A 25,912-nucleotide genomic window follows, 5' to 3' on the forward strand; every position below is an offset into this window, starting at 1 on the left:
GCAAGGGACGGACTCGGCGCATGCGTCGGCCACGCGGCGATGCGGGAGTTTCGGTCCCGTTCTCTGGAGACCTGAATATGACATCCGCGGCGAAACGTCTCTGGAGTGAGAAATCTCATATGCGTGATGTCTGCAGCATTTATAACGGAAAGCTCACGGCCTGTCACCTAGACGAGCGTCCGCATAGAAATCGCGCCCTCAGAGCGCCTTGCTGACCGAAGACATGTGGAAGTCCGGCACCCGCACCGACGGCATCGCGGTCCGGGTGAACCAGTCCTTCCACTCGCGGGGCAGGGTCCGCTCGGTGGCGCCGGCCTGCGTGACCCTCCGCAGCAGGTCGAGGGGGCTCTCGTTGAACCGGAAGTTGTTCACGGCGCCCGTGACCTTTCCGTTCTCGACGAGGTAGACGCCGTCCCGCGTCAATCCCGTGAGCAGCAGCGTGGCGGGGTCGACCTCCCGGATGTACCAGAGGGTGGTCAGCAGCAGTCCGCGTTCGGTCTCGGCCACCATCTGGTCGAGCGACACCGAACCGCCGGCGTCGAGGATCAGGTTGTCGCCGGGCACGGTCGCCTCGGCGCCGAACTCCTTCGCCGCCGACCGCGGGTACGCGAGCGCACCGATGGTGCCGTCGCGGATCCAGTCGACGCGGCCCGCGTCCATCCCGTTGTCGAAGACGGACACCGACTCGGACGACGACCCGGCGATCACGAACGGCGCGTACTCCAGGCCGAGCGCGACGGGATCGGAATAGAGGGTGAGGGGGAGTGCACTGAGTTTCTCCCCGATGCGGGTGCCCCCGGGCGCCGACAGGGCCGAATGCCCCTCTTCGGCCGCCCTGCCCTCCATGGTCCACATGAGGTAGATCATGAGGTCCGCGACCGCGGACGGCGGCAGGATCGTCTCGTACCGGCCCGCGGGCAACTCCACGCGGTTGCCGGCCCAGTCCAGGCGCGTCGACAGGTCCTCGAGCAACTTCACTCCGGCCACGTCGGTGAAGTCCTTGGTGCTGGTGCCCACCCAGGCGCTGGCGTCGCCGCGCTTGCCGTTGATCTCGACCGACCCGGTCGGCTGGACGAATCGGCGCCGGATTCCCGTCGACGTGCCCAGCCACGTGGTGTGCAGCTGATGATGCGCGAAACCGTAGAGCTGATCGTCGCCGTCGAAGCCCATGCTCAGGTCCTGGGCGAGTTGTTCGAACGCGCCGATCTCGGTGCGCTGCGCCGAATCCTCCCAGCGCTCGTCGGTGCCGGTTCCGGTGAGCAGCGGCATCGCGTCGGACGCGGGTGTGGCTGCGCGGGCAGAGATTTCGGCGGATCGGACCACTCCGTCGATGTCGGCGACGTCGACGGACGCGGAGGTGACGATCCCGACCCTGGCGTCCTGCCCGGAGCGGACGATGGAAATGACCGTCCATCTACGCGAGGTGGACACGCCGTTGGTGGTCATCGAGTTGCCCGCCCACCGCAGCGACGCCTCGCTGGCATCGGTGACGATCACGATGGTTTCGTCCACGGTGGCCCGGGCGAGGACCTGCTCGACGAGTTGCTGCGGTGCGATCATCGGCCGCCTTCCGTCCGGGTGTTCAGTACGTTGACGCCGCGGAACAGTGCCGACGGGCAGCCGTGGCTGACGGCCGCGACCTGACCGGGCTGCGCCTTGCCGCAGTTGAATGCGCCGCCCAGCTGCCAGGTGGACCGGCCGCCGACGGCGTCCATCGAACCCCAGAAGTCGGTGGTGGTCGCCTGATAGGCGACGTCGCGGAGTTGCCCGTCGAGCTTCCCGCCGCGGATGCGGTAGAACCGCTGGCCGGTGAACTGGAAGTTGTAGCGCTGCATGTCGATCGACCAGGACTTGTCGCCGACGACGTAGATGCCGTCCTCCACCCCGGAGATCAGGTCCTCGGTGCTGCGGTCGGTGTCGGGATCGGGCTGCAACGACACGTTCGCCATCCGCTGGATCGGGACGTGGTGCGGCGAGTCGGCGTACGAGCAGCCGTTCGACCGCTCCAGCCCGAGCCGGGGCGCGAACGCCCGGTCGAGTTGGTAGCCGACGAGAACCCCGGCGGCGACCAGGTCCCACGACTGCGTCTCGACGCCGTCGTCGTCGTACCCGACCGTGGCGAGGCCGTGCCGCTCGGTCCGGTCTGCGGTCACCCGCATGATCGGTGTCCCGTAGCGCAGCGTGCCGAGCTTGTCGGGCGTGGCGAACGACGTGCCCGCGTAGGCGGCCTCGTAGCCGATGGCCCGGTCGTACTCGGTGGCGTGCCCGATGGACTCGTGGATCGTCAACCACAGGTTGGTCGGGTCGATCACCAGATCGGTGGGGCCGGCCACCACGCTGGGGGCCTTCACCTTCTCGGCGAGCAGGTCCGGGATGCGGGCGAGTTCGTCGGTCCAGTTCCACACTCCGTCTCCGGCGACGTATTCCCATCCGCGGCCGACGGGGGGAGCGAGGGTGCGCATCGTCTCGAACACGCCGGCCGACTGGTCGACGGTGGTCGCTTCGAGTTGCGGATGCAACCGCACCCGCTGCTGCACGATGGAGGACCCGGCGAGATCGGCGTAGAACGTCTGCTCCTTCACCTGCAGGCATCCCGCGGTGACGTGGTCGATCCCGTCGGAGGCGAGCAGTCGGCGGGAGTATTCGCCCAGCAGCGAGATCTTCTCCGACGCGGGGATTTCGAACGGATCGACGTCGTAGTCGGACACCCAGTGCACGTCCGAGTACACCGGCTCGTCCGCGAGTTCGACGTGTTCCCGGTTCAGCCCGCGCAGCGCCCGGGCGACGGCGACGGCCTGTTGCGCGGTGGCGGCGGCGGTCGCGGGGGTCAGCTCGGCATGCGAGGCGAAACCCCACGTGCCGTCGACGACGACCCGTACCGCGAACCCGAGTTCGTCCGTGTCCACCGCCGACTGCACCTCGCCGTCGCGGAGCCGCAGGGACTGGCTGGTCAGTCGGTGTACCCGAAGGTCGGCGTGCGACGCACCCGCCGCACGGGCGGCAGCGAGCGCTGCGTCCGCCAGCGAACGCAGCGGAAGGGCAAGGAATTCCGGATCAACCTGTCGTGGAGCCGTCACCTGGACCACCGTAGTCGGTCGATCACCCGAATTGCTGCCAACCCAACCGGATCACCATTGCGATCACCACGATCAGCAGCGTGATCCGGACGAAACCGGCACCCTTGCTCAGCGCCATCCGCGAACCGATGATCGCGCCGATCACGTTGCAGACCGCCATGCTCAGGCCGAGCGCCCACAGCACGTGGCCGGTGGCGGCGAAGAACACCAGCGCTCCGAGATTCGATCCGAGATTGATCACCTTCGCCATCGCTGCGCTGCGCACGAATTCCGTGCCGAGGAACGTGGCGAAGCTGATGATGAGGAAGGTTCCGGTGCCCGGCCCGAACAGGCCGTCGTAGAAACCGAGGAGCCCGGCGGAGAGCAGGACGACGGCGACGACCTTCCGCCGGGTCGGCGGATCCTTCGCCAGCGTGGTCCCGAGTTGCGGACGGATGGTCACGAACACGGCGACCCCGACGAGCACCGCCATGATGAGCGGGATGAAGACGTCCTTGTCGATACGCGACACCGTCGCGGCGCCGAGCGCGGACGTCACCGCCGCGAGCAGACCGGCGGGAACCAGCAGCCGCCAGTTCATGGGGATGCGGCGCGCGAACGTGACGACGGCGGCGGACGTGCCGGTGAACGCGGTCAGCTTGTTGGTGGCCAATGCCGCCTGCGGCGTCAGCTGGGGTGCGACGAGAAACAGGGCGGGAATGAGGATCAGCCCGCCACCGCCGACGACGGCGTCCACCCACCCGGCGGCCGTCGCGGCGGTGAGAAGAAGCGCCCAGTCACCCACATTCATGGTGCCGACTCAACCACACGCGCCGAGAGGTACTTACGCTGAGCACATGAGGAGGTTCAGTCTGTGGCTGCGGGGCAAGCCGACGGTCGCGGACTCGATGTTGGCGGCGATCCTGTTCACCCTCGAGGTGTTCGTGTTCACCGCGTCGGGCGACCGGTCGCCATGGGTGCAGCTGGTCATGGGTTTCCTGCTGTGCCTGCCGATCGCATGGCGCCGCAGGTATCCGCGGGCGGCGGCAGGCGCCGTGCTGGTGATGTCGATCACGATCACCTTCATCAGCTATTCCATCGGCGACCTCGACGCCGAGCACCCCGGCCTGCTGGCGCTCGCCGTCGCCCTCTACACGCTCGTCGCCTACGTAGACCGCCGCACCGCAGCGGTCTACGCGGTGGGCCTGGTCGTCGACTCCGTACTGTCGATCTGGTTGCTGGAGCAGGAACTGCTGGCAGCCGGACTGTACTCGGTGCTTGTGTTCGCGCTGTCCTGGATCACCGCGGAATTCCTCGGCGCCCGTCGCGCCTACGACGAAGAGGTCGCGGCTCGCCTCGTTGTCGCCGACTATGACCGGGATCGACGCGCCGAGGACGCGGTGGCCGCCGAGCGCACCCGGATCGCCCGGGAACTGCACGACGTGGTCGCACACGCGGTGAGCGTGATGATCGTGCAGGCCGACGGTGCGTCCTACGCCCTGAAGAGCAACCCCGACATCGCGAAGCAGGCACTGACCAACATCGCGAGCACCGGGCGGGAGGCGCTGGCGGAACTGCGGCGCACCGTGTCGCTGCTCCGCACCGAACCGGCGACCGACGACATGCCCCAGCACGGCACGGCCGGTCTCGCCCGGGTGGTCGACATGATGCGCAGCGCCGGCCTGCCCGTGGAACTCGAACTGACGGGGGAGTTGGACGACATCAGCCCGGCGGTCAGCCTCGGCGTCCACCGGCTGGTTCAGGAATCGCTGACCAACGTCCTCCGGCACGCCGGAGAACGCCCCCGCGCCAAGGTTCGGGTGCGGCGCCGCGAGACGGACGTCCTCGTCGAGATCACCGACAACGGCAACTCGTCCGGGCAGTTCTCGCTCGGATCGGGCAACGGACTGCTCGGGATGCGGGAGCGCGTCGCCGTCTTGCACGGCACGCTCGAGGCGGGACGGCAGACCGACGGGAGTTGGCGGGTCACCGCGGAGCTGCCGCTCGAGTTGGAGGACTGAGCGGCCCGATCACTCAGGCGACTTGCTGTTCTCCCGGTTCGGAGCGAGCGTCTTTCCGGCGACTCGCCGCCGCCATGAGCAGGCCCGCCGCGACCACGATCAGTCCGACCATCAACGACGCCGGCAGCATCAGCAGCTCCCACCCCGTCGAGCCGTACACCTGCGATCACACGACGATCGCAATGGCCACGACGGTTCCTCTCAACGTATGACGTTGTCGCTTGGGATGGAGGTCGAAGGATCCGTGGCTGGGCCATGTCGGCGGCACGCGCGGCCGACATCAGCGTAACCGAACCGTCCGCTGCGCCTGCGGCCAAAGTTACGCATGGTGCGCCTGCAGTCATGGATACTGCACCGGTGATGCTGACCAAACGGACCTGTTTTTCGGCCATATCGATGGTGATGCTCGCTGTCGCGGGCCTGCTGGTCGCGACCCCGGGGAACAGCGGCGCCGCCCCGCCGGCCTGGCGATACACGATGGTGGCGTTCAGCAACGTAAGCGACCGCGACATGGATGTATACGAGTCGGGGGACGGCACGGGGTTCCAACCCGTCGGACTGTCGGCGTTTCGGCCCCAGTCAGGGCTTGTGCGTGACCCGAGCATCTTCCGGAACCCAGACGGGTTGTATTACGTCACCTATACAACGGGCGGCGGGGCGAGTATCGGCTTCGCACGCAGTAGTGACCGCATCAACTGGACACCTATGGGGAACTATCCGGTCCCGTTTTGCTGCGCATTCATGCCAGGCACGGGGGATGGCACCGGTTCTACGAGCCCGCCGGGCTTCTCGGGGTCGGCCGGGTTCAAGGACGGACCGTCGCTGTCGCCATTCGTCACCAAAGCCTGGGCGCCCGAATGGTTCGTGGACGGCGACCGCGTCAACGTCATCCTGTCGCTGTCGACCGGTGGAGGATTCGTGCCGTATCTGATGACGGCGCTGGAACCATCGCTCAGGTTGTGGAGCCCACCTGTTCCGCTCGCCGGGATCGGCGCGGACCACATCGACACCACCGTGGTGAAGGTGGGATCGACCTATCACGCGTTTACCAAGAACGAGACGAAGAAGTTCGTCGAGCATGCGGTCGCGTCGTCGGTGACGGGACCCTACTCATTCGTCCCGCCTGGAAATTGGGGCTCGCTGGTGGAGGGCCCGGCTGTGGTTCAGTTGCCGAACGGCGCCTGGCGGATATATCTCGACGCCTATACCGAGGGAAAGTATCTCTATTCCGACAGCACGGACGGGCTGCGCACCTGGTCGCCCGTGCAGGAGCTTCCGGGGCTTTCTGGGACGGCGCGCCATTTCGGCGTGATGGCAGAGCCGGCATAACGACGACTCGATGACGGTCACGTCGTCAGCAAACGGACTGCTGCGACGGTTCCGGCTCACTTCGGAGTGACCATCGACAAGTCGATCTCCGAGATTCCGCGACGGTGCGATCTCCGTGTCATCTACCAACCGCCCCAGAGAGCGATCCGCCAGCGGACAACCACAGAGAGTCCGTGAGGTGTCGGAACAAGCGGCCGGACGGTGAACGCGATTACGCTCAGTCAGATCACGGCGTGAGCTCGGGGAGGCGAACAGATGGCCAGACAGGCGGGTTGGTCATGGCGCGCGGTGATGGTCGCGGCGATCGCAGCTTCTGCGGTTACGTGGCTGGCGGCCGTCGTTATCGCGGACGTTCGCCGAGCACCTGACGCGGATTGCCTTGGCGTCGGCTCCACCGTGACGGACCTGATCGCAAGCAGGCCGCTTACCGACCCGATCGAGCCCATTGACGCGGTTGCTGTCCACGACCCCTGGGCCCGCAGCAAGGGATCCGTGCCGTTCGACAATTACTACGCGATCGCCATGGAGTTCAGGAGGAGCGACGGCTCGATCTCCCACGGAGTGTGGGGATTAGGCGCCGGCCCGGCGCCAGCGGAGGGCCAAGCGCTGACGGCAAACGCAAACAGTGTGCTCGGGGCACCGCTCGTCAGTGTGGATCAATCAGCCCGGCAGAGCACTATCTGGCCGGACATACAGATGTTCTTCCCCGAGGACGCCAACGCCGTCGAAGAAGCCGGCCGATGTCTGACCACTTCCTCATCATGACGACAACCCACCACGGCGCGGATGACCAATCATCGATCCGCTTGCGGCACAAGGGGCATGAATAATTCACAAGCCTGCTCTGAAAAAACCCAGCAGTCCTCAGTGGTGCGCTTCTTCGACCCAGCAAGGACGCCTCCCAACGGTGTCGCACACCCAGGTCTGGGAATCGTCGCTGTCGAGTTTGACGGTGTCGGTGAGCCAGTAGGTGTCGTCGGGCGCCCATCCCGCGATGACACTCGCGGTGTCGGCATCGACGGCGATCGCGGTGCCCGCCGCGGCGAGGTATCCCGCCACGGTGAGGTGCACGCCCTCGTACCGTTCGGGGAGCCGCGACCAGTCAGGAATGACCCATCGCCCTGACCGTCCGGTGGTGCGGTACCAATCGTGGCGTTTCTGCGCGGTGACCTCGACGGGGAACAGTCTGCAGAGTTCTGCCCACGCCTGTGCACCGTCGACCTCGTACACGCGAGCGCCGGCGGGGATGTTCACTCGTCGCGCGATGGCGCGCTCCCATCCCATGCTGTCCTCGACGACCCACAAGCCGGCCGGGGTCCCGTCGAACAGCCGCCGGGACGAACACCGTGTAGGTGGAGTCGACCACCACCAGCCGGACCAGTTCGCCGACGGATCCGCCGGACGATCGCGTCCGGCTCGCACTTCCTCCGCGGCAGTCCGATCACCATAGTCACGCAACAGCTCTGCGGTCGTCGACCCAACGGAATCCGTACCGTCCTCACTCCAGCCCACCAACCACTGATCGGTCGCATCAGGCATTGTCCACCACTGCGCATGCGGGGATCGTGCGATGTGCTCGGCGACCCGTCGAAGCTCACGGCGCACAGGCTCGGCGGCGACGAGGATGTCTTCACCGTCCGGGTCCTGCCAGTAGCGCGCCGCGTCCACCGCGTCGGCGAGCGCCGAACGGAGTGCAACCGCCGTCACCTCGGGAAGCGGAACCTGGGACAGGCGGTGCGCCACATCGTCTGCAGTGAGGACGTTCTGCCGAGCCTCGTCAGCGCCGGGCCCGTACAACACGCGTGCGCCTTCCCGACCGGACTCGAGGTGATACGCCGCCAGGGAAACCGCGTGATCGAACAAGTCACTGCGGAACTCGGGTTGCAGAGTTCGTTCGGCGTCCCTCGCGTACGCGAGTACCATCCGATGCCCACGGGGGCCGGCCAACAAGGTTTCAGCGGTAGTCATGTGCTGACCACCATAGAGTCCCCGAGCCGAGATCTCGGGCAACGCCATGTCACTGCGCGGCGCAACGCAAATGGTTAGGTACCGCTCCGCAAGGGGTCGATCAAATGGCCCCACCGTCTTGCCCGACGCCTACCCGATAACGCCTCGCCCGGCAGGGGCTCGTCAGCTCGGGCGCGCGGGCCGCAGGCTTGGATGATGGACGGAGACTGTCTCGCCGCCGGCAAGGGGTTACGGCGACGTGCAGTTTCTCTCTCCACCGCGCGCGGAGCACCGCAAGGACGACTCCGTCGGCTCCGACACCTCCGGTGTCTGTATCGAGCGACGACCTCACTTCGAACCGAGACACGCCTTCGGCAGTGATTCCGGCCAGTGCCATCCATCCGAACTCTGGTGGTTCCTTCGCGACGGACGGATCGCCGGATTGATGGACGGTCAACCGCTCCAAGTACGAAGCTCGAAACGAGCGACCGAATCCAACGCGGGGATTGGGTACCCCGAGGATGAGGGATGCCTTCGGTGAATCGCCGCCTGGCTGAACAAGAACCGCCCAACGGGTGGTATCTGCGGCGAATACGAAGGCGACATCGGAGTCGCGTTCGATGAGCCGGACCGGTCCGAATCGCTCTCCGGCCGTGGTGCGGTGCATCACGGGGACTGCTTCGCTCGCAAGCCTCACCGCTGGGTGGGTTCGTAGGTCTTCGTCGATTCTGTCGCGAACCGGCAACAACGTGCTCCCCGGTTCGTCATCCGGTGTGTTCGACGATATTCGGTTGTCAGCGGTCATGTAATTCCCCAGGTTGAGGGGTTTGTCCGTCACGTAATTCCCCACCCGGCCGTCACGTAATTCCCCACCCTGGGGCGTGTCGGCCGGGGCTGGGGTGCTGCTGCAGGTTCGCTCCTGACTGGGCCACCGACACGGGCCCGGGAAGGGGCCTGACGGTGGCAAGGAGAACGTGGACGATGATCGATCTGATGGAGTTGTTCCGGCATTGGGATGCCGGAAGGTCTCAGGTGCAGATCTCGACGGCCCTGGGAATCGACCGCAAGACCATCCGGAAATACCTGGCACCCGCGTTGGCGGCCGGGCTGACGCCGGGCGAGGGCGGCAAGTTCGACGAGGCGCTCTGGTGGGAGCTGATCGCCGGGTGGTTTCCGGAGGTCGGCGACCCAGCGGCGCGGGCGGTGACGTGGCCGGCGATCGCCGCGCACCACGACTGGATCGACGCGCAGCTGAAGGCGTCGGTGACGGTCGCGACGATCGCGCAACGCCTACGTGACGACCACGAGGTCGCGGTGTCTGAGTCGACGGTACGACGTTATGTGGCAGCGCAATTCGCCGATCAGGTGGCGGAGCCGAAGGTGACGGTGCTCCGGGGTGCGGTCCCTCCCGGCGACGAGGCTCAGGTGGACTACGGCAAGCTCGGGATGTGGCGGGATCCGGCCACCGACCGCCGGGTGGCGGTGTGGGCGTTCGCGATAATCCTGACCTGTTCGCGGATGCTGTTCGTGCAGCCGGTGCTGCGGATGGACCAGTCCTCGTGGTGCGCCTCGCACGTGGCCGCGTTCGAGTTCTTCGGCGGCACGCCGGCCCGGATCGTGTGCGACAACCTCAAAACCGGAGTGGACCGGCCGGATCTGTACGACCCGAAGATCAACCGCGCCTATGCCGAACTCGCCGCCTACTACGGGCTGCTGATCGACCCCGCTCGCGCCGGAAAACCAAAGGATAAACCCAGGATCGAGCGCCCGATGCCCTATATCCGCGATTCGTACTTCAAGGGCCGCGAGTTCACCTCGCTGGCGCAGATGCAGGACGCCGCTCTGGCCTGGTGCACCGACGTCTACGGTCGCCATAACCATCGTGGTCTCGACGGAGCGCAGCCGACAGCGGTGTTCGATGCTGTCGAAAAGCACCGTCTCACACCACTTCCACCGCGACCATTCGACCCGGTCCGCTACCAGGTCGGCAAGGTCGCCCCGGACTGTCACGTCAAGGCCGGCAAGGCCCTGTACTCGGTGCCCTGGCGGTTGATCGGTCAGCAAGTGCTGGTCCGCACCAGCGGCGACGTGGTGCAGATCTTCCACACCGAGCAGGTGGTCGCCACCCACGTGCTGCACCTGTCGGGGCGGTCGACGAACCCCGAGCACTACCCTCCGCACAAGATCGCCTACACGCTGCAGACGGTGTCCTGGTGCCGGGCGCAGGCCGAGCAGATCGGTCTCGGCGCCGTCGCGATCGTCGACGAGTTATCGCAGGTCAACGCGCTGCACCGGCTGCGGGCGATCCAGGGCATCATCCGGCTGCGGGACCGCTACGACGACGCCCGCCTGGACGCGGCCTGCGCCCGCGCCCTCGAGGTCGGTGACCCCAGCTACCGCACCGTCAAGGGCATCCTCGCCGCCGGCACCGAACACGACGGACGGCCGGCACCAGCCCCCGCACCGGCGCCGGCATTCCTGCGCGGACCCGATGCCTTCGACACCGAACGCACCGCCTGAAGTGTTGAACGCTGCCACTGACACATGCTGCACACCAATTACTTTCACCTTAGGAATCGTCATGACCATTCACGACCCCAGCCTGCGGGCTGCGCTGAAAACGTTGAAGCTGACCGGGATGCTCGACACGCTCGATGCCCGGCTCGCCCAGACCCGGGACGGGCAGCTTGGGCACCTCGAATTCCTCCAAGTGCTGTGTGAGGACGAGATCGCCCGCCGTGAGACCGCGGCGCTGGCCCGCCGGCTGCGGCGGGCGAGGTTCGAGCAACGGGCCACGTTCGAGGACTTCGATTTCACCGCGAATCCGAAACTCCCGGCGGCGATGCTGCGGGATCTGGCCGCGCTGCGCTGGCTCGACGCCGGCGAGTCGGTCATTCTCTACGGACCCGTTGGAGTAGGCAAAACCCATGTGGCACAAGCTCTTGGGCATCATGTCGCCCGCCGTGGTGGGGACGTGCGGTTCGTCAAGTGCTCCCGCATGCTCGCCGATCTCGCCGGCGGCCATGCCGACCGCACCATCGGTCAGCGGATGCGGGAATACACCCGGCCGCTGGTGTTGATTATCGATGATTTCGCGATGCGTGAGCACACCACTACCCAGTCCGATGACCTCTACGATCTGGTTTCCGATCGTGCGATCGCCGGCAAACCTCTGATTCTGACGAGCAACCGCGCCCCGAAGGACTGGTATCCGCTGTTCCCGAACCCGGTCGTCGCCGAGTCCCTCCTCGACCGGCTGATCAACACCAGCCATCAAACCCTGATGGACGGACCGTCCTACCGACCCCGCAAACGACCCGGACACCGCACCGCCAGCGCAACTTGATCCGCACCCCGTCCGCTCGGGTTACCCTCGACTCAGCACGCCCGAGCATGGGGAATTACGTGACGGAGACCCCTGGGGAATTACGTGACGGTCGACACGGATGCTCATGAACCCTCCAGACCGTGCCCTGAGACCCGACGGATAGTCAGCAGGCCATACATCGTAGAAGATGCTGGGGCGTTCAGTTCGGTGTCCGCCATCAAACCCAGATCCATCCGAAAGGACCCGGTTCCTCCTTCCGTACACGGCGCACCCCCCGACTCGTCGATGTCGAGGAGTATCGATTCCATCAGGGTAGGCGCACTCGGCCACAGCCGTGGCCGGCCTGATCATCGCGCTGCTCGCGCTCCTGATACCGAGGGAACGACCGACGACGGCGATGCGATCCGCGTGTCTGACCCGGGGCATTGCGCGGCGACCACCACCACACCTGGTTGACCCCCCGACTGATTCGGCCGGCACCCAGCTGACTGTGTCGAGTCCGAAGAAGGCCCTCGCGGGTGTGTTACTGAAGCCGTCGTCCGCGACCGAACTCGAGCAGGCGGGAGTGGTGACTCTGGACGGCGACGCCGGCGCTCTGTCTGCGCTCGCTGCGGTGCTCGACGACTTCGATCCGAGCTTTCCCATCGTCACACCCTGACCGACCCACTCCACGGCTCGTCCCTGCCTCCCGAGGCAGCGTTGGGCCGGACCGAGATCCAACGAAGCCGAGGTCCGTGCAGTCACTCCGTTTCCCGCGGCGTCGGCTCCTCCTGCTGGTCGAGGACGCTGACGGTGACGCCGTAGGGAAGGAATCGCACCGAACGGTGGGGATCGGTGTTGTGCTTGTGCGCGCGGAGGGCATCGAGTTCGGTGGCATACACCTGCTCGACGCGGGCGACGCCCTCGCCGTCGACGGTGTAGATCGCCCACACGCCGTCGCCGGTCTCCCCGGTCGTCTCCGGCTTCGACGCGGCGCGCGGCGGCCGGGCGAAGTCCGCGAAGACGCCCGTCCACGGGATCTGGGAATCCGCCTGCTCCAGGAACCTGACGATCCGGTCCTTGACGCCCTGCAATTCCTCGCCGGCCTCACGGATCACGCGGTCGAGATCGTCGGGGTCGAAGCCGAACGGCTTGTTGTCGCCCATCACTGTCTCCTGACTTCGGCGGGACAACTCCAGTGTGGTCGCGGATGCCGATCGGCGCCACGAGGGCCGCCGATCGGCATCCGGACCACAGGGTATCGCCGCCTGCCGCGGGACGTCAGGCGTCCGGTGCCGTGTAGACGCGGTCGCCACCCACATAGGTCAGGACGGCCCGGGTCTCCGCGATCATGTCGGCGGGTCCGGTGAACGGATCCCGGTCGAGGACCACGAGATCGGCGAGCTTGCCCACCTCGATGCTTCCCGTGTCGTCGAGGTGGTTCACGTGCGCGGACCCGGCGGTGTAGGCGGTGAGTGCGGACGTGAGGTCGATCCGTTGCTTCGGCAGGAACACGGGGCGTCCCTGCCCGTTCAGGCCCGGCAGTGTGCGATTGACCGCGACGTGGATCCCGTGGAGCGGGTCGGCACTGCTGACCGGCCAGTCGCTGCCGGCCGCCAGCGTCGCACCCGAGCGCAACAAGGAACCGAACGGATACTGCCGCCGGGTGCGTTCGTCCCCGAGGAAGGGGATGGTGAGCTCGTCCATCTGCGGTTCGTGGGCTGCCCACAGTGGTTGCATGTTGGCGGTGACACCGAGCGCGCGGAACCGGGGGATGTCCTCGGGGTCCACGACCTGCAGGTGGGCGAGGTGCGGGCGGGTGTCGCGGAATCCGTTGGCAGTCCGGGCGGCCTCGACCGCGTCGAGCGCGTCCCGCACGGCCCGGTCGCCGAGCGCATGGAAATGCACCTGAAATCCGAGGGCGTCGAGTTCGGTGACGTAGCCTCGCAGTTTCTCCGGGTCGACGAAGCTGGTGCCGGAATGTGTGGTCGCGCAGCCGCATCCATCCAGATACGGGGAGATCATCGCCGCGGTGCGGGATTCGGCGACACCGTCGAGCATGATCTTCACGGTGTCGGCGCGCATCCGCCCGACGCGGAGACGAGCACGTCGCCGGAGCAGGTCGGGGATTTGCTCGGAGCCCCGATCGCGATCCCACCACAAGGCACCCGCCACCCGAGCGGTGAGGGACCCGTCGTCGCTGGCCGCGGTCAGGTAGGCATCCGAGACATCGGAGATACCGGACGTGTCACCGAGCAGCGCGTCCTGCCAGGCGGTGATGCCGAGCGAATGCAGATGCTGCTGGGCGTGGAGCAATGCGTCGAGCCGATCGTCGGGGGTGTGCTGCGGGGTGTGGCAGCCGACCAGCTCCATCGCGGACTCCTGGAGCATGCCGGTCGGCTCGCCGTCGGCGTCGCGTTCGATGCGCCCGCCGACGGGATCGGGAGTATCCCGGGTGATGCCGGCGATGGTCAGGGCCCTCGTGTTCACCCACGCCCCGTGGTGGTCGCGATTGGGCAGGAACGCCGGCCGGTCCCGCACGACGGTGTCGAGGTATTGCGCAGTGGGTGTGCCTCCGTCGAACGCCTCCATCGACCACCCGCCGCCCACGATCCACGGCAGTTCCGGGTGTGCGTCGGCATAGCTGCGGACGGCAGCGAGGGTGGAACCGGCATCGCTGGTGCCGGTGAGGTTGCAGCGGGCGTACTCGAGGCCCGCCACCACCGGATGGATGTGCGCGTCCTGGAATCCGGGCAGCAGGAGCCTGCCGGTGAGGTCGACGACCTCGGTGCGGGCGCCGATCAGCTCCCGGACCTCGTCGTGGCCGACGGCCGATATCCGGCCCCCGGTAACGGCGACCGTCGTGGCTCGGCGGCGCGCCGGGTCCAGGGTGGCAATCGATCCGCCCGTGAAGACCAGATCTGCGGGTAGTGCTGACATCGAGAATCTCCTGTCGAGAATTGCTTTCGTCGGTATTCGGATCACGCGGTGGTGCGTTGATCAGGACTGGGTGGTGACGGCGACCTCGGAGGGTGTACCTCCGGCGAGCAGGTTCGCGTCGTCGGCGTCGGTTCCGCGGCCGGTGACGAAATAGGGCGAGCGGCGGACCCATTTCGCGTGCGCGGCCACCATCAGTCCGGAGATCACGACGAGAACCGGGAACAGCAGCTGAAACCATCCGTTGGTCGCGCTGACTTCGAGATGATCGGCCGAGGTGTAGAAAATCCAGCCCAGATATCCGCCGAGCGTCAGTAACACCAGAGCGCTGAGCGCGGGAAACACGACCGCGCGCAATCCTTCCCACGGATGTACCCGCAGGAGTCCGCGGAACCGCACAGCGGCCGCGAGTGCCGTCAAGCCGTACCAGAGTGCGACCACCAGTCCGATCGAACTGATGCCTGCACCGAGAAGATCGCTCAGCTTGGGGATGACCGTGGCCAGTAGCGCGACCACGGCGGAGATGCCGCCGAGCAGCACGGTACCGGCTGCGGGGGTTCCGTAACGGGAATGGATCCGGGTCCACACCGGGCCGAGTGTGCGGTCCCTGCCCATCGCGAACAATCCACGTGCACTGGGGATCACGGTGGCCTGGAGTGAAGCGACGACGGAGAACATCAGCGCCACCACGGGGAGCGCTGCCAGCGGCTGATCGGCGAGCGTCTCGCCGAGATACGCGAGCCCGACTGTCCCGTTGTCCGCGAGTTCCGCGGGGGTGAGGACGCGCTGGAAGGCCACGGCTCCGAGCAGGAACAAGCCGAGGACCATGAAGACGGTGATCACGCCGGCGCGGGACGCGTCGCGCGAATCGCGCACCTCCTCGCTCACGCTGAACGCCGCTTCGAAACCCCAGTAGAAGAAGACCGCGATCACCATGCCCTGAGCCAGCACGGCGAACGACGGAATCGCGAAGGGGTTGAACCAGGAGAGTGAGAACGGCTGGCTCCCGGCGAACAGCCCGTACGCGCAGAAACCGATCAACACGACGTACTCGAAGACGAGGAGGTACTTCTGCAGTCGTGCCGCCACCGCGACGCCGCGGACGGCGGTGAACGTCACCGCTCCCAGAATGGTGAGTCCCAGCAGCGTCGACTGCAGTGTGGAATCGGGATCGATCGGGAGTCCGGCGACACTGTGCACGCCGGCCATGCCGCCGAGCTGCAGGATCGCCGACCCGGCGATGGCGGTGGTGTAGGCCATGAACACGACGACGGCGACGATGGCCATCCAGCCGGTGAGGAAGCCCAGCCACGGACTGAGGCTGCGGCCCACCCAGACGTAGCTGTTGCCGCAATTGGGTTCGACCCGGTTGAGCCGGGCATATCCGCTGGCAATTCCCAGAATGGGGACGAAGGCCAGCAACAGCACCACCGGCATCTGGAGCCCGACCACGGCGGCGACGACTCCCAATCCGACACCGATGCTGGTCGTCGCCGCGGTACTCGAGGCGGCGATCGCAATGCCGTCCATGACACCGAGGGATTTGCGGAAGGCCGTCGCCCTGGGCGCGCCGGCCGCGCCGTCGTTCACTGTTGCCATCTGCGTCGCTTTCGCTCGAAGGGTGGGATGGGTGCGATGCCACGCGCCGATCCGGACTTGTCATGCCCGGTGCCTGGGCTTTCGCTCCCTGCCTGTGACATGCAACACTGTCGGTGTCGACATGGTCAACGGTGTTGGCATAAGGCAGGTGTGAGGGAAGGAGCCCCGGAATTGGCGAAGCAGATGGTCTCGGACTCGCCCAGGAGGAGGCGCAGGCCGACGAAACAGGGTGTGGTTCTCTCGGAGCAGGCGATCATCGAGACGGCGCTGCGATTGCTGCGGCATCACGGCAGCGCAGGGTTGTCCGCCCGCCGTCTCGGGGCTGCGCTGGGGGCCGACCCGAGCACCCTGTACCGCTACTTTCGCGGCATCGACGACCTGACGTTGGCGATCGCCGACGAGCTGATCGGCCGGTCGTTTCACGGGTGGGAACCCACGGGGGACTGGTGGCGGGACCTGTACGCACTCGGAATACGTTCGCATGCGGCGTATCTGGACCACCCGCAGGCGGCAGTCCTGTCGGCCAGCAGAGTCAGCGGCCGCGCCTCCGAGCAAGCCGCAGTCGACACGATTCTCGGAATACTGCGTGAGGCGGGCTTTCCCGACGGTACAGCCGTCCGCCTCTATCGCGCGTTCGTGGATCAGATGCTGGCGTTCGCCGCACTCGACGGCGCCGAACTCGCGCTACCCGACGACGTCCGCGAGTCCGACCGGGAACTGTGGCGATCGTCCTACACCCAACTGCCTGCTGAGACCCACCCGAACATCGCGGCGACCGCGGGACTTCTGGTGGAACTCTCCGACCGCAGCGCGTATCCCGACGCGCTCGAACTGTTCCTCGACGGCGCACGCGCCCTGCTTCAGCGACTCGACGCGGCGCGGCGCCCGGAGGGCGCATGATCCCGACCTTCATCGGTGACTCCAGGGTCGCGAACGTCGTCGACGACGTTCCACAGGGCCTCAGCCGGCGGCGAGCGGCACCAGGGTGAAGTGGCCGACTCCGCGGGCCGCCGAGAACACCTCCCACGACATCGGCCCGCCGGGACCGCGACCCTCCCCGTACCGGAGGTCGAAGGCGGGATCTACCGGCGCCAGCCGGTAATCGAAGAAGGCGTAGTTCGCGCGCAGCAGCGTTCGCGCCGGCTCGGAGGCCTCGGCGAGGCGTGGCACCAACCGGTCCTCGACCACCAACCCGCGGTCGGAGAACTCGTCGACGATCACGCATTCACAGAAGTACGCAAGCGTGCCGATCTCACCCGGAGACCGGACCGGTGCGTCCCCGACGAGCGTCCCGACCGCACGGCCGACCCGCTCGTAGTCCTGCGCGCTCGCCCAGTTACCGAAAATGGGTGGTGCCTCCCACGGAAGACCGCCCTCGACGTCGAAATACACCGCGCCGACGCCCAGCACGGCGAACGCACCGGCCAGCGCACCGGCGGCGGCGCGGTCCGTCGTGTCGCGAGCAGCCGTCCAGTGGATGCCGGCGGCGAGGACGGCGAACATCGCCAGTGTCGTCGCGGGCGCCACGTAGTACCAGTGGTACGGCACGGTGTCGAGGACGACGTAGGCGACGTAGTAGAGGGCGCCGGACAGCCCGAGCGCGAGCACCGCTCCCGGCACTGGCACCGGCAGCGGTCGCGTCCGGTAGCGGGCGTACGAGAAGAGTGCGAGGAGAAGCAGGACGAGTCCGAGTGCTGCGGGCCCGAATGCGGCGACGGTCCGCCACGGGTTGGACTCGAAGTACATGACCGGTCCCGTGAGGTAGTTGTAGCCGCCCACGTCGGAGGCCTGGCCCTGTTTGATCAGGAAGGTGTCGGGCAGGGCCGAACCGAGGACGAGCCAGCTGAAGAGGTACCACGGCGCGGCGATCGCGGCGAAGCCCCCGAGGGCCTGCCGCACCTGGCCGCGAATCGCCGGCGACAGGGCCGCGATGACGAGAACGAACACGAGCAGGTCCAGTCGTACCAGCGCCGCCATCCCCGCGGCCGCACCGAACCACGCGGCCCGGCCGTCGAGCGCGAACCACACCATCACCGCGACCGCGGCAGGGATCAACAGCACCTCGAGCCCGACCGCCGACAACACGAACGGGTTGAACACCACCAGTGCACCGGCGAGCGCAGCCCAGAACGGTCCGAGTCCGAGTCGCCGGCCGATCCGGGCCAGCACCCACCCCAGTAGCGCGGTGACCGCGACGTTGAGCATTCCGAGTGCGAGCAGCGGATCGCCCGGGCCCCACAACCGGGTCAGGAACGTCAGCGCGCCGAGGACCAGCACGTTCAGCGGGGACGTCGACGTGTTCGCGGTCAGGCCGTGCACGATCGCCCACTCGCCGTGGACGGCCAGGTTCCGGGCAGCCGACAGGCTGATGTAGGCATCGTCGGTGAGGCTGCCGGACACGACCCAGAACAGCACGGCCGCCACCACGGCGCCGGATGCGGCGAGGATCGCCGGCGCCCGATACGAGTTCGCGACCGGCGGCGGGGTGGACCGATCGAGCGGCGGGTTCAGCAATCCTGTAGACACCGCGACATCGTAGAGGGCAGGCGAGAGCGCCGCGCAGCCACCGAACCCGAACGTGACGAGGTCGTGTGCGCGGTGAGTGTTTAGCGGCGCGGATTGACGGGAAATCGACGGCGCAGGGTCGGAGGCGCAACCGGTGGCACACCCGGTCCAGGTTCCGCGGGTTGAGTCCCCAGGCCGCGGGACCGCCCGCCGCCGATGGTTCCCGGCGTGCTATTCGCTGAATTCGCCCATCGCGGGCGACCATTCGCGGATCTGCACGTTCGCCACCAGATTCTCCTCGGCGAACGGATCGTGCGCGAACACGCGCGCGACCGCGTCCTCGTCCTCGGCGTCGACTATGAACAGCGCACCGTGGCCGCTCGCGAGAGGCCCGCTCGAGCGCATGATCTTGCGACGGAGAAGTTCGGAGAGCCACGCACGGTGCTGTGTTCGGTGATCGTCGCGAAGGGCCGACGTCTCGGGGCTGTACGTGTACTCCACGACGAACAGGGGCATGGGTCCTCGCTCAGCCGTGGTCGATGTAGGACTCGAGCTGGTCGCGTTCGGTCTGCAACTCGCCGATCCGGCTCTTCACCACGTCGCCGATGCTGACGATGCCGACCAACTGGCCGTCGACGATCACCGGCAGGTGCCGGATCCGGCGTTCGGTCATGGTCTCGGCGAGACTGTCCACGGTGTCGGTCGGCAGGCAGGCGAACACCGACGTGGTCATGATGTCCACGACCCGCGCATTCAGGATGTCGGGGCCGCGTTCGTGGATGCGGCGCACGATGTCGCGTTCGGTGACGATCCCGACGACGGCGTCGTTCTCCGTGACCACCAGCGCTCCGACGTTGTGCCGGGCGAGTTCGCCGATCAGGGTACTGACCGGCATATCCGGATCCACCGTCACCACGGCGGGACCCTTGTTCCGCAACACATCCGCGATTCGCATCTGGACACCCCGATCCCTGGGCTCTCCCACTGTCCGCCGACTCGATCATAGGCAGACTTCGAGCGTATGCCAGGGCTAATGGAGGTCTTGGTTTGGTTATCCACTCGTGACCGCCCCGTCCCGCGGGCTGCGCGCGCACCCGGAGCGCGGTGTTAGGTTGGCGCTGTGCCGATCACCGTGCTACTCGTCGACGACCAGGAACTGATGCGGATGGGCCTCAACATGGTGCTCGACGCCCAGGACGACATCACCGTCGTCGGTGAGGCGAGCGACGGCGCGGCCGCCGTCGCCGCGGTTCGCAAACTCGAACCGGACGTGGTGTTGATGGACGTGCGCATGCCGGTGGTGGACGGGGTGAGCGCGACCGCCCAGATCCTGGAGTCCGGGGTCGCGAGCCGTGTGCTGGTGATGACCACGTTCGACCTCGACGAGCACGCCATGGGTGCGTTGCGGGCGGGTGCCAGCGGGTTCCTGCTCAAGGACACCCCGTCGGAAGACCTGGTGTCGGCCATTCGCAGCGTGGCCGCGGGGGATGCCGTGGTGTCGCCGAAGGTGACCCGGCGGTTGCTGGCGAGGTTCCTCGACGACGGTCCGGCGCCGCTGCGCGACCCGGAGATCCTCGACGTGCTGACCGAACGTGAGCGGGAGGTGCTGCAGTTGGTCGCCACCGGGCTGTCGAACACGGAGATCGCCGCTCAGCTGTTCCTGTCGGAGTCGACCATCAAATCGCACGTGGGCCGGATCCTCACCAAGTTGAACGTCCGCGACCGGGTGCAGGCAGTGGTGCTGGCCTACGAGACGGGCCTGGTGCGACCCGGCTCGTAGGCCGGCGGGTGGGGAAGCGTACTGCCGTCAGACGGTGAAGGTGCCGACGGTCGGGACCACCGTGCACGTGATGGCGTCGGCGTAGCCGACCGTGCCGAACATCGTCGCGAGAACCGTGCCCTTGCCGGTGTCGACGATCTTCGACAGCAGCGGGGTGCCCAAGATCGGCAGTTTGTCGTCGAGTTTGACGATGCCGCCCTGGAACGTGGTCAGGTTGATCCACGCGACGCTGAGTTCGGACGACTGCGGGATCGCGACGTAGGCGGGGATCGCCTGGAAGCGGAGTTGGTTCGCGCTGATCTGGGGGAACAGGTTCGGTCCGCCCTGGGCGCTGGCCAGCGTGACGGTCGCGGGTTTGTCGGCGACGCCGCACCCGAGGGTGGGGGACGGGTACATGAAGTCCTGCGGCGTGGTGAGTCCGACTTCGAGCACGTCCTTCGGGATGAACATGCTGGCGCCGAGAAGTGCGTCGACGGCGGCGGTCGCGGCGGGGGAGACCTCGGTGGCCAGCGCCTGCAGTTCGGCGGCGCCCTTTGCGAAGTCGGCGACCGGTGCTGCCGACGCCGGTCCCGAAGACAGCATGCCGAAGGCGGCTGCGGACGCGAGAACGATTGCGGCTCGGCGGAAGACTGTGGGACGAGTCATTTCGGCTCCTCGTTGTGCGCGGGATCGGAAGACCCCCATCGCAGTGAACTGCATCATGCCCAGAGTCTCAATGTCAACTTGAGGTTTAGCATCGTGCCCGCTTCGATATCTGCGGCCGGGAGAAAATCGGCGCCGTCGAACGTTGAACGAGCAGACGGTTGACCCCAGACCCCCGATGAACCGGCCGTCCGAAAGGGGGCGTCATGTACGCCGCACTGTTCCTGTTGTACGTAGTGGTGGAGATCGCCGCGCTCGTCCTGGTCGGTCACGCGATCGGCGTGCTGTGGACGGTGCTCCTCCTGCTCGGGGGAACGCTGATCGGACTGCTGCTGATGCGGTCGCAGTGGCGTCGTGTGATGGACGGCCTGCGCCGGGCGGCGGGCGGCGACGGATCCCCGGGGGCCGCGGTCGCGGACGGTGCACTCGTCGCGCTGGGCTCCGCCCTGATGTTCGTTCCCGGCCTGGTCACCTCGGTGCTCGGACTGCTCTTCCTCATTCCCCCCACCCGGTGGGCCCTCCGGCCCGTCGTGGTCCTGCTGGCAGGCGGCCGCGCCGCGACCGTCGCGGCCGGGGCCGAGGCCTTCGCGCGGGCACCCCGGCGCGGACGCGGCGAGGTGATCGAGGGAGAGGTGGTCGACGAGGTCTTCGAGGGCGAAGTGATCGACGAGGACCCCCGAACCCCGACCCGTGATCCCCGCGTTCTGCCCTAACAGGCAGACTGGTTGCCTGTGACTACACAACTGCTGGTCGGCGGCCGAATCTACAGTTCCTTTGCTCCAGACGCCACGTCGATGGCAGTGACCGACGGCGTCGTGTCGTGGGTCGGCGACGACCGCGCGGCCCGCGCGCTGCACCCCGGCGCCGACGTGGTCGACCTCGGCGGGGCGTTCGTCACACCGGCGTTCGTCGACACCCACGTGCACGTCACGGCGCTCGGCCTGAACATCGTCGGACTCGACCTGGTGGGGGTCGGTTCGCTCCGCGAGTGCCTCGACCGGCTCGCGTCCTTCGCCCGCACCCATTCCGACGCGGTCATCTGGGGACACGGCTGGGACGAATCGGCGTGGCCGGAAGGCACTGGCCCGACCACGACGCAACTCGACGAGGCCGCCCCCGGACGCACTGTGTACCTGTCCCGGATCGACGTCCACTCGGCCGTGTGCTCGACGGCCCTGCGCCGGTCGGTCCCGGATCTGAGCGAGACCTCGGGGTTCTCGTCCGAGGGGCCGCTGACCTTCGAGGCGCACCACGCCGCCCGCACCGTCGCCCGCTCGCTGTTGACGGCCGGGCAGCGGTCCGCCGCCCGCGTCGCCGCCCTCGACGCCATCGCCTCGCGCGGCATCGTCGCGGTCCACGAGTGCGGCGGACCCGACATCGCCGGACTCGACGATTTCCGTGAACTCCTCGCCACCCCGCACTGCGTCGAGGTCCGCGGCTACTGGGGTGAGGCGGTCACCGACGCCGACGAGGCCAGGAAGTTGCTCGACGCCACCGGCGCGCACGCGCTGGGCGGCGACCTGTTCATCGACGGATCCCTCGGCTCGCACACGGCGTGGCTCAGCGAACCCTATGCGGACCTGGACGGTGGCACCGGCAAGAGCTACCTCGGAGTCGACGAGATCGCCGCGCACGTGCGCGCCTGCACGATCGCCGGCATCCAGGCCGGGTTCCACGTCATCGGCGACGCCGCCGTCCGGGCCGCGGTCGACGCGTTCGCCGTCGTCGCCGACGAGTTGGGCGGTCCCGCCGTCGCGGCCGCCGGGCACCGACTCGAGCACGCCGAAATGATGACCGGTGACGACGCGGCGCGGCTGGCGCAGTGGGGTGTGATCGCCAGCGTCCAGCCCGCATTCGACGCCCTGTGGGGCGGAACCGACGGCCTGTACGCGCAGCGCCTCGGAACCGAGCGTGCCGTCACCCTCAACCCGTTCGCCGCCGCCGCGTCTGCCGGGGTGTCGCTCGCACTGAGCTCCGACGCACCCGTCACCCCGGTCGAACCCTGGGCGATGCTGCGCGCGGCCGTCCACCACCGCACACCCGGCAGCGGGATCTCCCCGCGCGCCGCGTTCTCGGCCGCCACCCGCGGTGCGTGGCGTGCCGGGGGGGTCCGCGACGGGCTCGCCGGGACGCTCGCTCCGGGTGCGCCGGCGTCGTACGCCGTGTGGGATGCGGGCGAACTGGTGGTCAGTGCCCCCAAGGATTCCGTGCAGCGGTGGTCGACCGATCCCCGGTCCCGGGTGCCCGCCCTGCCGCGTCTCGAGGACGACGCGCCCACGCCGGTCCTGCTGCGTTCGGTTCACCGGGGGAGCGTCGTCCATGAGCGGTAGCACGACGGCACACTGGACCACCGGAAAGCGGGGCGTGCTCGTGCGCTCCGTCCTGTCGGTGGCCGCAGGATTCCTCGTCTTCGGCGGATTTCCGCCCCGCCCCCTGTGGTTTCTCGCTCCCGTCGGCATCGCCCTGCTGACGCTCGTCCTCACCGGTGCCGGCGGCGCGGCGCCGCGGCTGCGCGCGGGCTTCGGGTACGGCTACCTCGCGGGACTCGGTTTTCTCGTGCCGCTGCTCCCGTGGATCGGGGTGTTCGTCGGTGCCCTCCCGTGGCTCGCGCTCGCAGCGGTCGAGTCGCTGTTCATCGGACTGTTCGGCGTACTCGCCGTGCTGGTCTCCCGGCTGCGCTGGGCGCCGCTGTGGATCGCGGCGTGCTGGTCGCTGACGGAATGGCTGCGGGCGAGCGTGCCGTTCGGCGGCTTCCCCTGGGGGCGGTTGGCGTTCGGCCAGTCGGAGGGCTGGTTCCTGCCGCTCGCGAGCATCGGGGGTTCCCCGCTGCTCAGCTTCGCCGTCGCGCTGACCGGCGCCGGACTGGCGTCCGTCGCGGTGACGGTGCGGGCCCGGTCGGGCGGCGCCACGAACTGGGTGCGGCCGCTCGCAGGCGGTCTGGTCGCCGCGCTCGCCGCGACGGTCGTCTCCCTCGCGCTGTGGCCGGCACTGCCGGGAATGCACTCGGGCGACCGGACGATCACCGTCGCCGCGATCCAGGGCAGCGTCCCCAAACTCGGTCTCGACTTCAACGACCAACGCAAACGCGTCCTCGACAATCACGTGAACCGCACCCTCGAACTCGCCGACGACGTGGCGTCGGGCGCGGCGCCGCAACCCGACCTCGTCGTCTGGCCCGAGAACGCATCCGACATCGACCCGCTGCGCAACGCCGACGCCGCCGCGGACATCTCCCGCGCGTCCGAGGCGATCGGCGCACCCATCCTGGTGGGCGCGGTGCTCGTGAACTCCGACCGCACCACCACCAACTCGGTGATCGTGTGGGACGGCGACGCCGGACCGCAGGAGCGGCACGACAAGAAGATCATCCAGCCGTTCGGCGAATACCTGCCGTATCGCGGATTCTTCCGGCACTTCTCCTCGTACGCCGACCGCGCCGGCAACTTCGTTCCCGGCGACGGTGACGGCGTCGTCCACGCGAACGGGATCGCGGTCGGCGTCGCGACCTGCTACGAGGTCGCCTTCGACCGGGCGTTCGAGCAGTCGGTGCGCAGCGGCGCCGAACTCCTCGCGGTCCCCACCAACAACGCCACGTTCGGCGACACCGAAATGACCTACCAGCAACTGGCCATGTCGAAGGTGCGGGCCGTGGAGCACGGGCGCGCCGTCGTCGTGGCCGCCACCAGCGGTGTGAGCGCGATCATCGGACCCGACGGGGCCACGGTGGCGGAAACTCCGCTCTTCGTCCCCGCGGCCCTGGTGTCGCAGGTGCCGCTGAGCACCGGTACTACGCTGGCTAGTCGGCTCGGCCCGATTCCGGAGATTCTTCTCTGTGTCGGCGCCGTCGCTGCCGTCGCGTTCGCCGTGGTGCAACGACGACGCACCGTTCGCACACTGAGTCACAGCAGTACCGAGAAGGCGCCGGCAGATGCCGGCAGGGAGGATCCTCATGACATCGGAGACCGGTTCCGGGCAGAGCGGGGCACCGAGCGCACGGACTCTGGTGATCATTCCGACGTATGACGAGCGGGAGAATCTCGGCCCGATCGTGCGGCGCCTGCATGCGGCGCTGCCGCGGACGCATGTTCTCGTCGTCGACGACGGCAGCCCCGACGGCACCGGAGACGTCGCGGATGCCCTCGCGTCGAACGACGACGCCGGTCGCATCCACGTGATGCACCGGACGGAGAAGAACGGTCTCGGCGCCGCCTACATCGCCGGCTTCCGGTGGGGCCTGGACCGCGACTACACCGTGCTCGTCGAAATGGACGCCGACGGCAGCCACGCCCCGGAACAGTTGCATCGCCTGCTCGACCAGGTCGATGCCGGTGCCGACCTCGTCCTCGGGTCGCGGTACGTGCCGGGCGGCACGGTGGTCAACTGGCCGAAACACCGCGAGTGGCTGTCACGCGGCGGGAACATCTACTCACGGCTGGCCCTCGGCGTGAAGATCAAGGACATCACCGGCGGGTACCGCGCATACCGCCGTGAGGTGCTCGAGAAGCTCGACCTCGCCGCGGTGGAGTCACACGGCTACTGCTTCCAGGTGGACCTGGCTTGGCGGGCCATTCAGGAGGGCTTCACGGTCCGTGAGGTTCCGATCACGTTCACGGAGCGGGAGATCGGTGAATCCAAGATGAGCGGCGGGATCGTCCGCGAGGCCCTCCTCAAGGTCACCCAGTGGGGGCTGCGGAACCGGATCGCCCGGATCAAGGGTGTGGCCGCCGGATAGCTCCCGGCCGACCGCTGCCCCATTCCTTCTCCGGAAGGCGTGGGGCAGTTCTACGTA

24 protein-coding genes are annotated in these 25,912 nt (G+C 67.8%); 12 read left to right on the forward strand and 12 right to left on the reverse strand.

The window, feature by feature from the left end; translation table 11 throughout:
- Window positions 1-198 precede the first annotated feature (198 nt).
- The 3 genes from BLV94_RS45910 to BLV94_RS45920 are packed head-to-tail and all read right to left on the reverse strand — an operon-like array spanning window position 199 to window position 3,867.
- Window positions 199-1,560 (reverse strand): metallopeptidase TldD-related protein, encoded by a 1,362-nt coding sequence (locus BLV94_RS45910; protein WP_072950536.1) that lies wholly within the window; start codon window positions 1,558-1,560, stop codon window positions 199-201.
- Window positions 1,557-3,077: a TldD/PmbA family protein gene (locus tag BLV94_RS45915; protein WP_072950578.1), complete on the reverse strand. Its 1,521-nt coding sequence runs from the start codon at window positions 3,075-3,077 to the stop codon at window positions 1,557-1,559. The genes BLV94_RS45910 and BLV94_RS45915 overlap by 4 nt, the downstream gene beginning before the upstream one ends.
- A gap of 22 nt (window positions 3,078-3,099) precedes the next feature.
- Window positions 3,100-3,867 (reverse strand): TSUP family transporter, encoded by a 768-nt coding sequence (locus BLV94_RS45920; protein WP_072950533.1) that lies wholly within the window; start codon window positions 3,865-3,867, stop codon window positions 3,100-3,102.
- A gap of 46 nt (window positions 3,868-3,913) precedes the next feature.
- Here BLV94_RS45920 and BLV94_RS45925 point away from each other — a divergent pair, with 46 nt between their 5' ends.
- The gene (locus tag BLV94_RS45925) at window positions 3,914-5,077 is read left to right on the forward strand and encodes a sensor histidine kinase (protein ID WP_072950530.1); all 1,164 of its coding nucleotides are present in this window, start codon (window positions 3,914-3,916) and stop codon (window positions 5,075-5,077) included.
- Window positions 5,078-5,090: 13 nt separating this feature from the next.
- On the opposite strand, the gene BLV94_RS49790 is transcribed toward BLV94_RS45925, so the two are convergent.
- On the reverse strand, window positions 5,091-5,237 hold the full coding sequence (locus tag BLV94_RS49790) for a hypothetical protein (RefSeq protein WP_167372229.1): 147 nt from the start codon (window positions 5,235-5,237) through the stop codon (window positions 5,091-5,093).
- Window positions 5,238-5,419: 182 nt separating this feature from the next.
- On the opposite strand from BLV94_RS49790, the gene BLV94_RS45930 reads away from it, so the two are divergent.
- Window positions 5,420-6,406, forward strand: coding sequence for a glycoside hydrolase family 43 protein (locus BLV94_RS45930; protein ID WP_072950527.1), 987 nt, complete (start codon window positions 5,420-5,422; stop codon window positions 6,404-6,406).
- Between the two features lie 255 nt (window positions 6,407-6,661).
- Window positions 6,662-7,171 (forward strand): hypothetical protein, encoded by a 510-nt coding sequence (locus BLV94_RS45935; protein WP_072950524.1) that lies wholly within the window; start codon window positions 6,662-6,664, stop codon window positions 7,169-7,171.
- 99 nt (window positions 7,172-7,270) lie between these two features.
- On the opposite strand, the gene BLV94_RS45940 is transcribed toward BLV94_RS45935, so the two are convergent.
- A complete protein-coding gene (locus BLV94_RS45940) occupies window positions 7,271-8,374 on the reverse strand; it encodes a hypothetical protein (RefSeq protein WP_244163820.1) in 1,104 nt (367 codons plus the stop codon).
- A 960-nt stretch (window positions 8,375-9,334) separates the two neighbouring features.
- Between BLV94_RS45940 and istA the strand changes: the two genes are divergently transcribed.
- From istA to BLV94_RS51675, 3 genes are all read left to right on the forward strand, one after another.
- The gene (istA, locus tag BLV94_RS45945) at window positions 9,335-10,873 is read left to right on the forward strand and encodes an IS21 family transposase (RefSeq protein WP_074933942.1); all 1,539 of its coding nucleotides are present in this window, start codon (window positions 9,335-9,337) and stop codon (window positions 10,871-10,873) included.
- A gap of 61 nt (window positions 10,874-10,934) precedes the next feature.
- Window positions 10,935-11,699: an IS21-like element helper ATPase IstB gene (istB, locus tag BLV94_RS45950; RefSeq protein WP_074933444.1), complete on the forward strand. Its 765-nt coding sequence runs from the start codon at window positions 10,935-10,937 to the stop codon at window positions 11,697-11,699.
- Window positions 11,700-12,078: 379 nt separating this feature from the next.
- The gene (locus BLV94_RS51675) at window positions 12,079-12,339 is read left to right on the forward strand and encodes an alkyl sulfatase C-terminal domain-containing protein (RefSeq protein WP_083395978.1); all 261 of its coding nucleotides are present in this window, start codon (window positions 12,079-12,081) and stop codon (window positions 12,337-12,339) included.
- 82 nt (window positions 12,340-12,421) lie between these two features.
- Here BLV94_RS51675 and BLV94_RS45960 read toward each other — a convergent pair whose 3' ends face one another.
- The 3 genes from BLV94_RS45960 to BLV94_RS45970 form a co-directional block, all read right to left on the reverse strand.
- Window positions 12,422-12,826, reverse strand: a complete 405-nt coding sequence (locus BLV94_RS45960; RefSeq protein WP_072946185.1) for a hypothetical protein — start codon at window positions 12,824-12,826, stop codon at window positions 12,422-12,424.
- A gap of 115 nt (window positions 12,827-12,941) precedes the next feature.
- Window positions 12,942-14,600 carry an amidohydrolase gene (locus BLV94_RS45965; protein WP_072946187.1) on the reverse strand — a complete coding sequence of 553 codons (1,659 nt, stop codon included), beginning with the start codon at window positions 14,598-14,600 and terminating at the stop codon, window positions 12,942-12,944.
- A 60-nt stretch (window positions 14,601-14,660) separates the two neighbouring features.
- Window positions 14,661-16,196 carry an APC family permease gene (locus BLV94_RS45970; RefSeq protein ID WP_072946189.1) on the reverse strand — a complete coding sequence of 512 codons (1,536 nt, stop codon included), beginning with the start codon at window positions 16,194-16,196 and terminating at the stop codon, window positions 14,661-14,663.
- Window positions 16,197-16,367: 171 nt separating this feature from the next.
- Here BLV94_RS45970 and BLV94_RS45975 point away from each other — a divergent pair, with 171 nt between their 5' ends.
- Entirely contained in the window at window positions 16,368-17,096 is a 729-nt protein-coding gene (locus tag BLV94_RS45975; RefSeq protein WP_072946191.1) for a TetR/AcrR family transcriptional regulator, read from the forward strand.
- A gap of 60 nt (window positions 17,097-17,156) precedes the next feature.
- On the opposite strand, the gene BLV94_RS45980 is transcribed toward BLV94_RS45975, so the two are convergent.
- From BLV94_RS45980 to BLV94_RS45990, 3 genes are all read right to left on the reverse strand, one after another.
- A complete protein-coding gene (locus BLV94_RS45980; protein WP_072946193.1) occupies window positions 17,157-18,722 on the reverse strand; it encodes a glycosyltransferase family protein in 1,566 nt (521 codons plus the stop codon).
- Between the two features lie 210 nt (window positions 18,723-18,932).
- Entirely contained in the window at window positions 18,933-19,217 is a 285-nt protein-coding gene (locus BLV94_RS45985) for a YciI family protein (RefSeq protein ID WP_072946196.1), read from the reverse strand.
- A 10-nt stretch (window positions 19,218-19,227) separates the two neighbouring features.
- Window positions 19,228-19,656 (reverse strand): CBS domain-containing protein, encoded by a 429-nt coding sequence (locus BLV94_RS45990; protein WP_072946198.1) that lies wholly within the window; start codon window positions 19,654-19,656, stop codon window positions 19,228-19,230.
- Window positions 19,657-19,821: 165 nt separating this feature from the next.
- On the opposite strand from BLV94_RS45990, the gene BLV94_RS45995 reads away from it, so the two are divergent.
- Entirely contained in the window at window positions 19,822-20,481 is a 660-nt protein-coding gene (locus BLV94_RS45995) for a response regulator (protein ID WP_072946200.1), read from the forward strand.
- Window positions 20,482-20,508: 27 nt separating this feature from the next.
- On the opposite strand, the gene BLV94_RS46000 is transcribed toward BLV94_RS45995, so the two are convergent.
- Window positions 20,509-21,126: a hypothetical protein gene (locus BLV94_RS46000; RefSeq protein WP_072946203.1), complete on the reverse strand. Its 618-nt coding sequence runs from the start codon at window positions 21,124-21,126 to the stop codon at window positions 20,509-20,511.
- A 203-nt stretch (window positions 21,127-21,329) separates the two neighbouring features.
- On the opposite strand from BLV94_RS46000, the gene BLV94_RS46005 reads away from it, so the two are divergent.
- Genes BLV94_RS46005 through BLV94_RS46020 form a run of 4 tightly spaced genes read left to right on the forward strand, consistent with a single transcriptional unit; the run spans window position 21,330 to window position 25,855 of the window.
- Window positions 21,330-21,836: an FxsA family protein gene (locus tag BLV94_RS46005; protein WP_072946205.1), complete on the forward strand. Its 507-nt coding sequence runs from the start codon at window positions 21,330-21,332 to the stop codon at window positions 21,834-21,836.
- 12 nt (window positions 21,837-21,848) lie between these two features.
- Entirely contained in the window at window positions 21,849-23,453 is a 1,605-nt protein-coding gene (locus BLV94_RS46010) for an amidohydrolase (protein ID WP_072946206.1), read from the forward strand.
- Window positions 23,443-25,146, forward strand: coding sequence for an apolipoprotein N-acyltransferase (gene lnt / locus BLV94_RS46015; protein ID WP_072946207.1), 1,704 nt, complete (start codon window positions 23,443-23,445; stop codon window positions 25,144-25,146). Before BLV94_RS46010 ends, lnt begins: the two co-directional genes overlap by 11 nt.
- Window positions 25,073-25,855, forward strand: coding sequence for a polyprenol monophosphomannose synthase (locus BLV94_RS46020; RefSeq protein ID WP_072946208.1), 783 nt, complete (start codon window positions 25,073-25,075; stop codon window positions 25,853-25,855). Before lnt ends, BLV94_RS46020 begins: the two co-directional genes overlap by 74 nt.
- Window positions 25,856-25,912: the final 57 nt, after the last annotated feature.

The sequence above is a fragment of the Rhodococcus koreensis genome (assembly GCF_900105905.1).
Lineage (GTDB): Bacteria > Actinomycetota > Actinomycetes > Mycobacteriales > Mycobacteriaceae > Rhodococcus_F > Rhodococcus_F koreensis.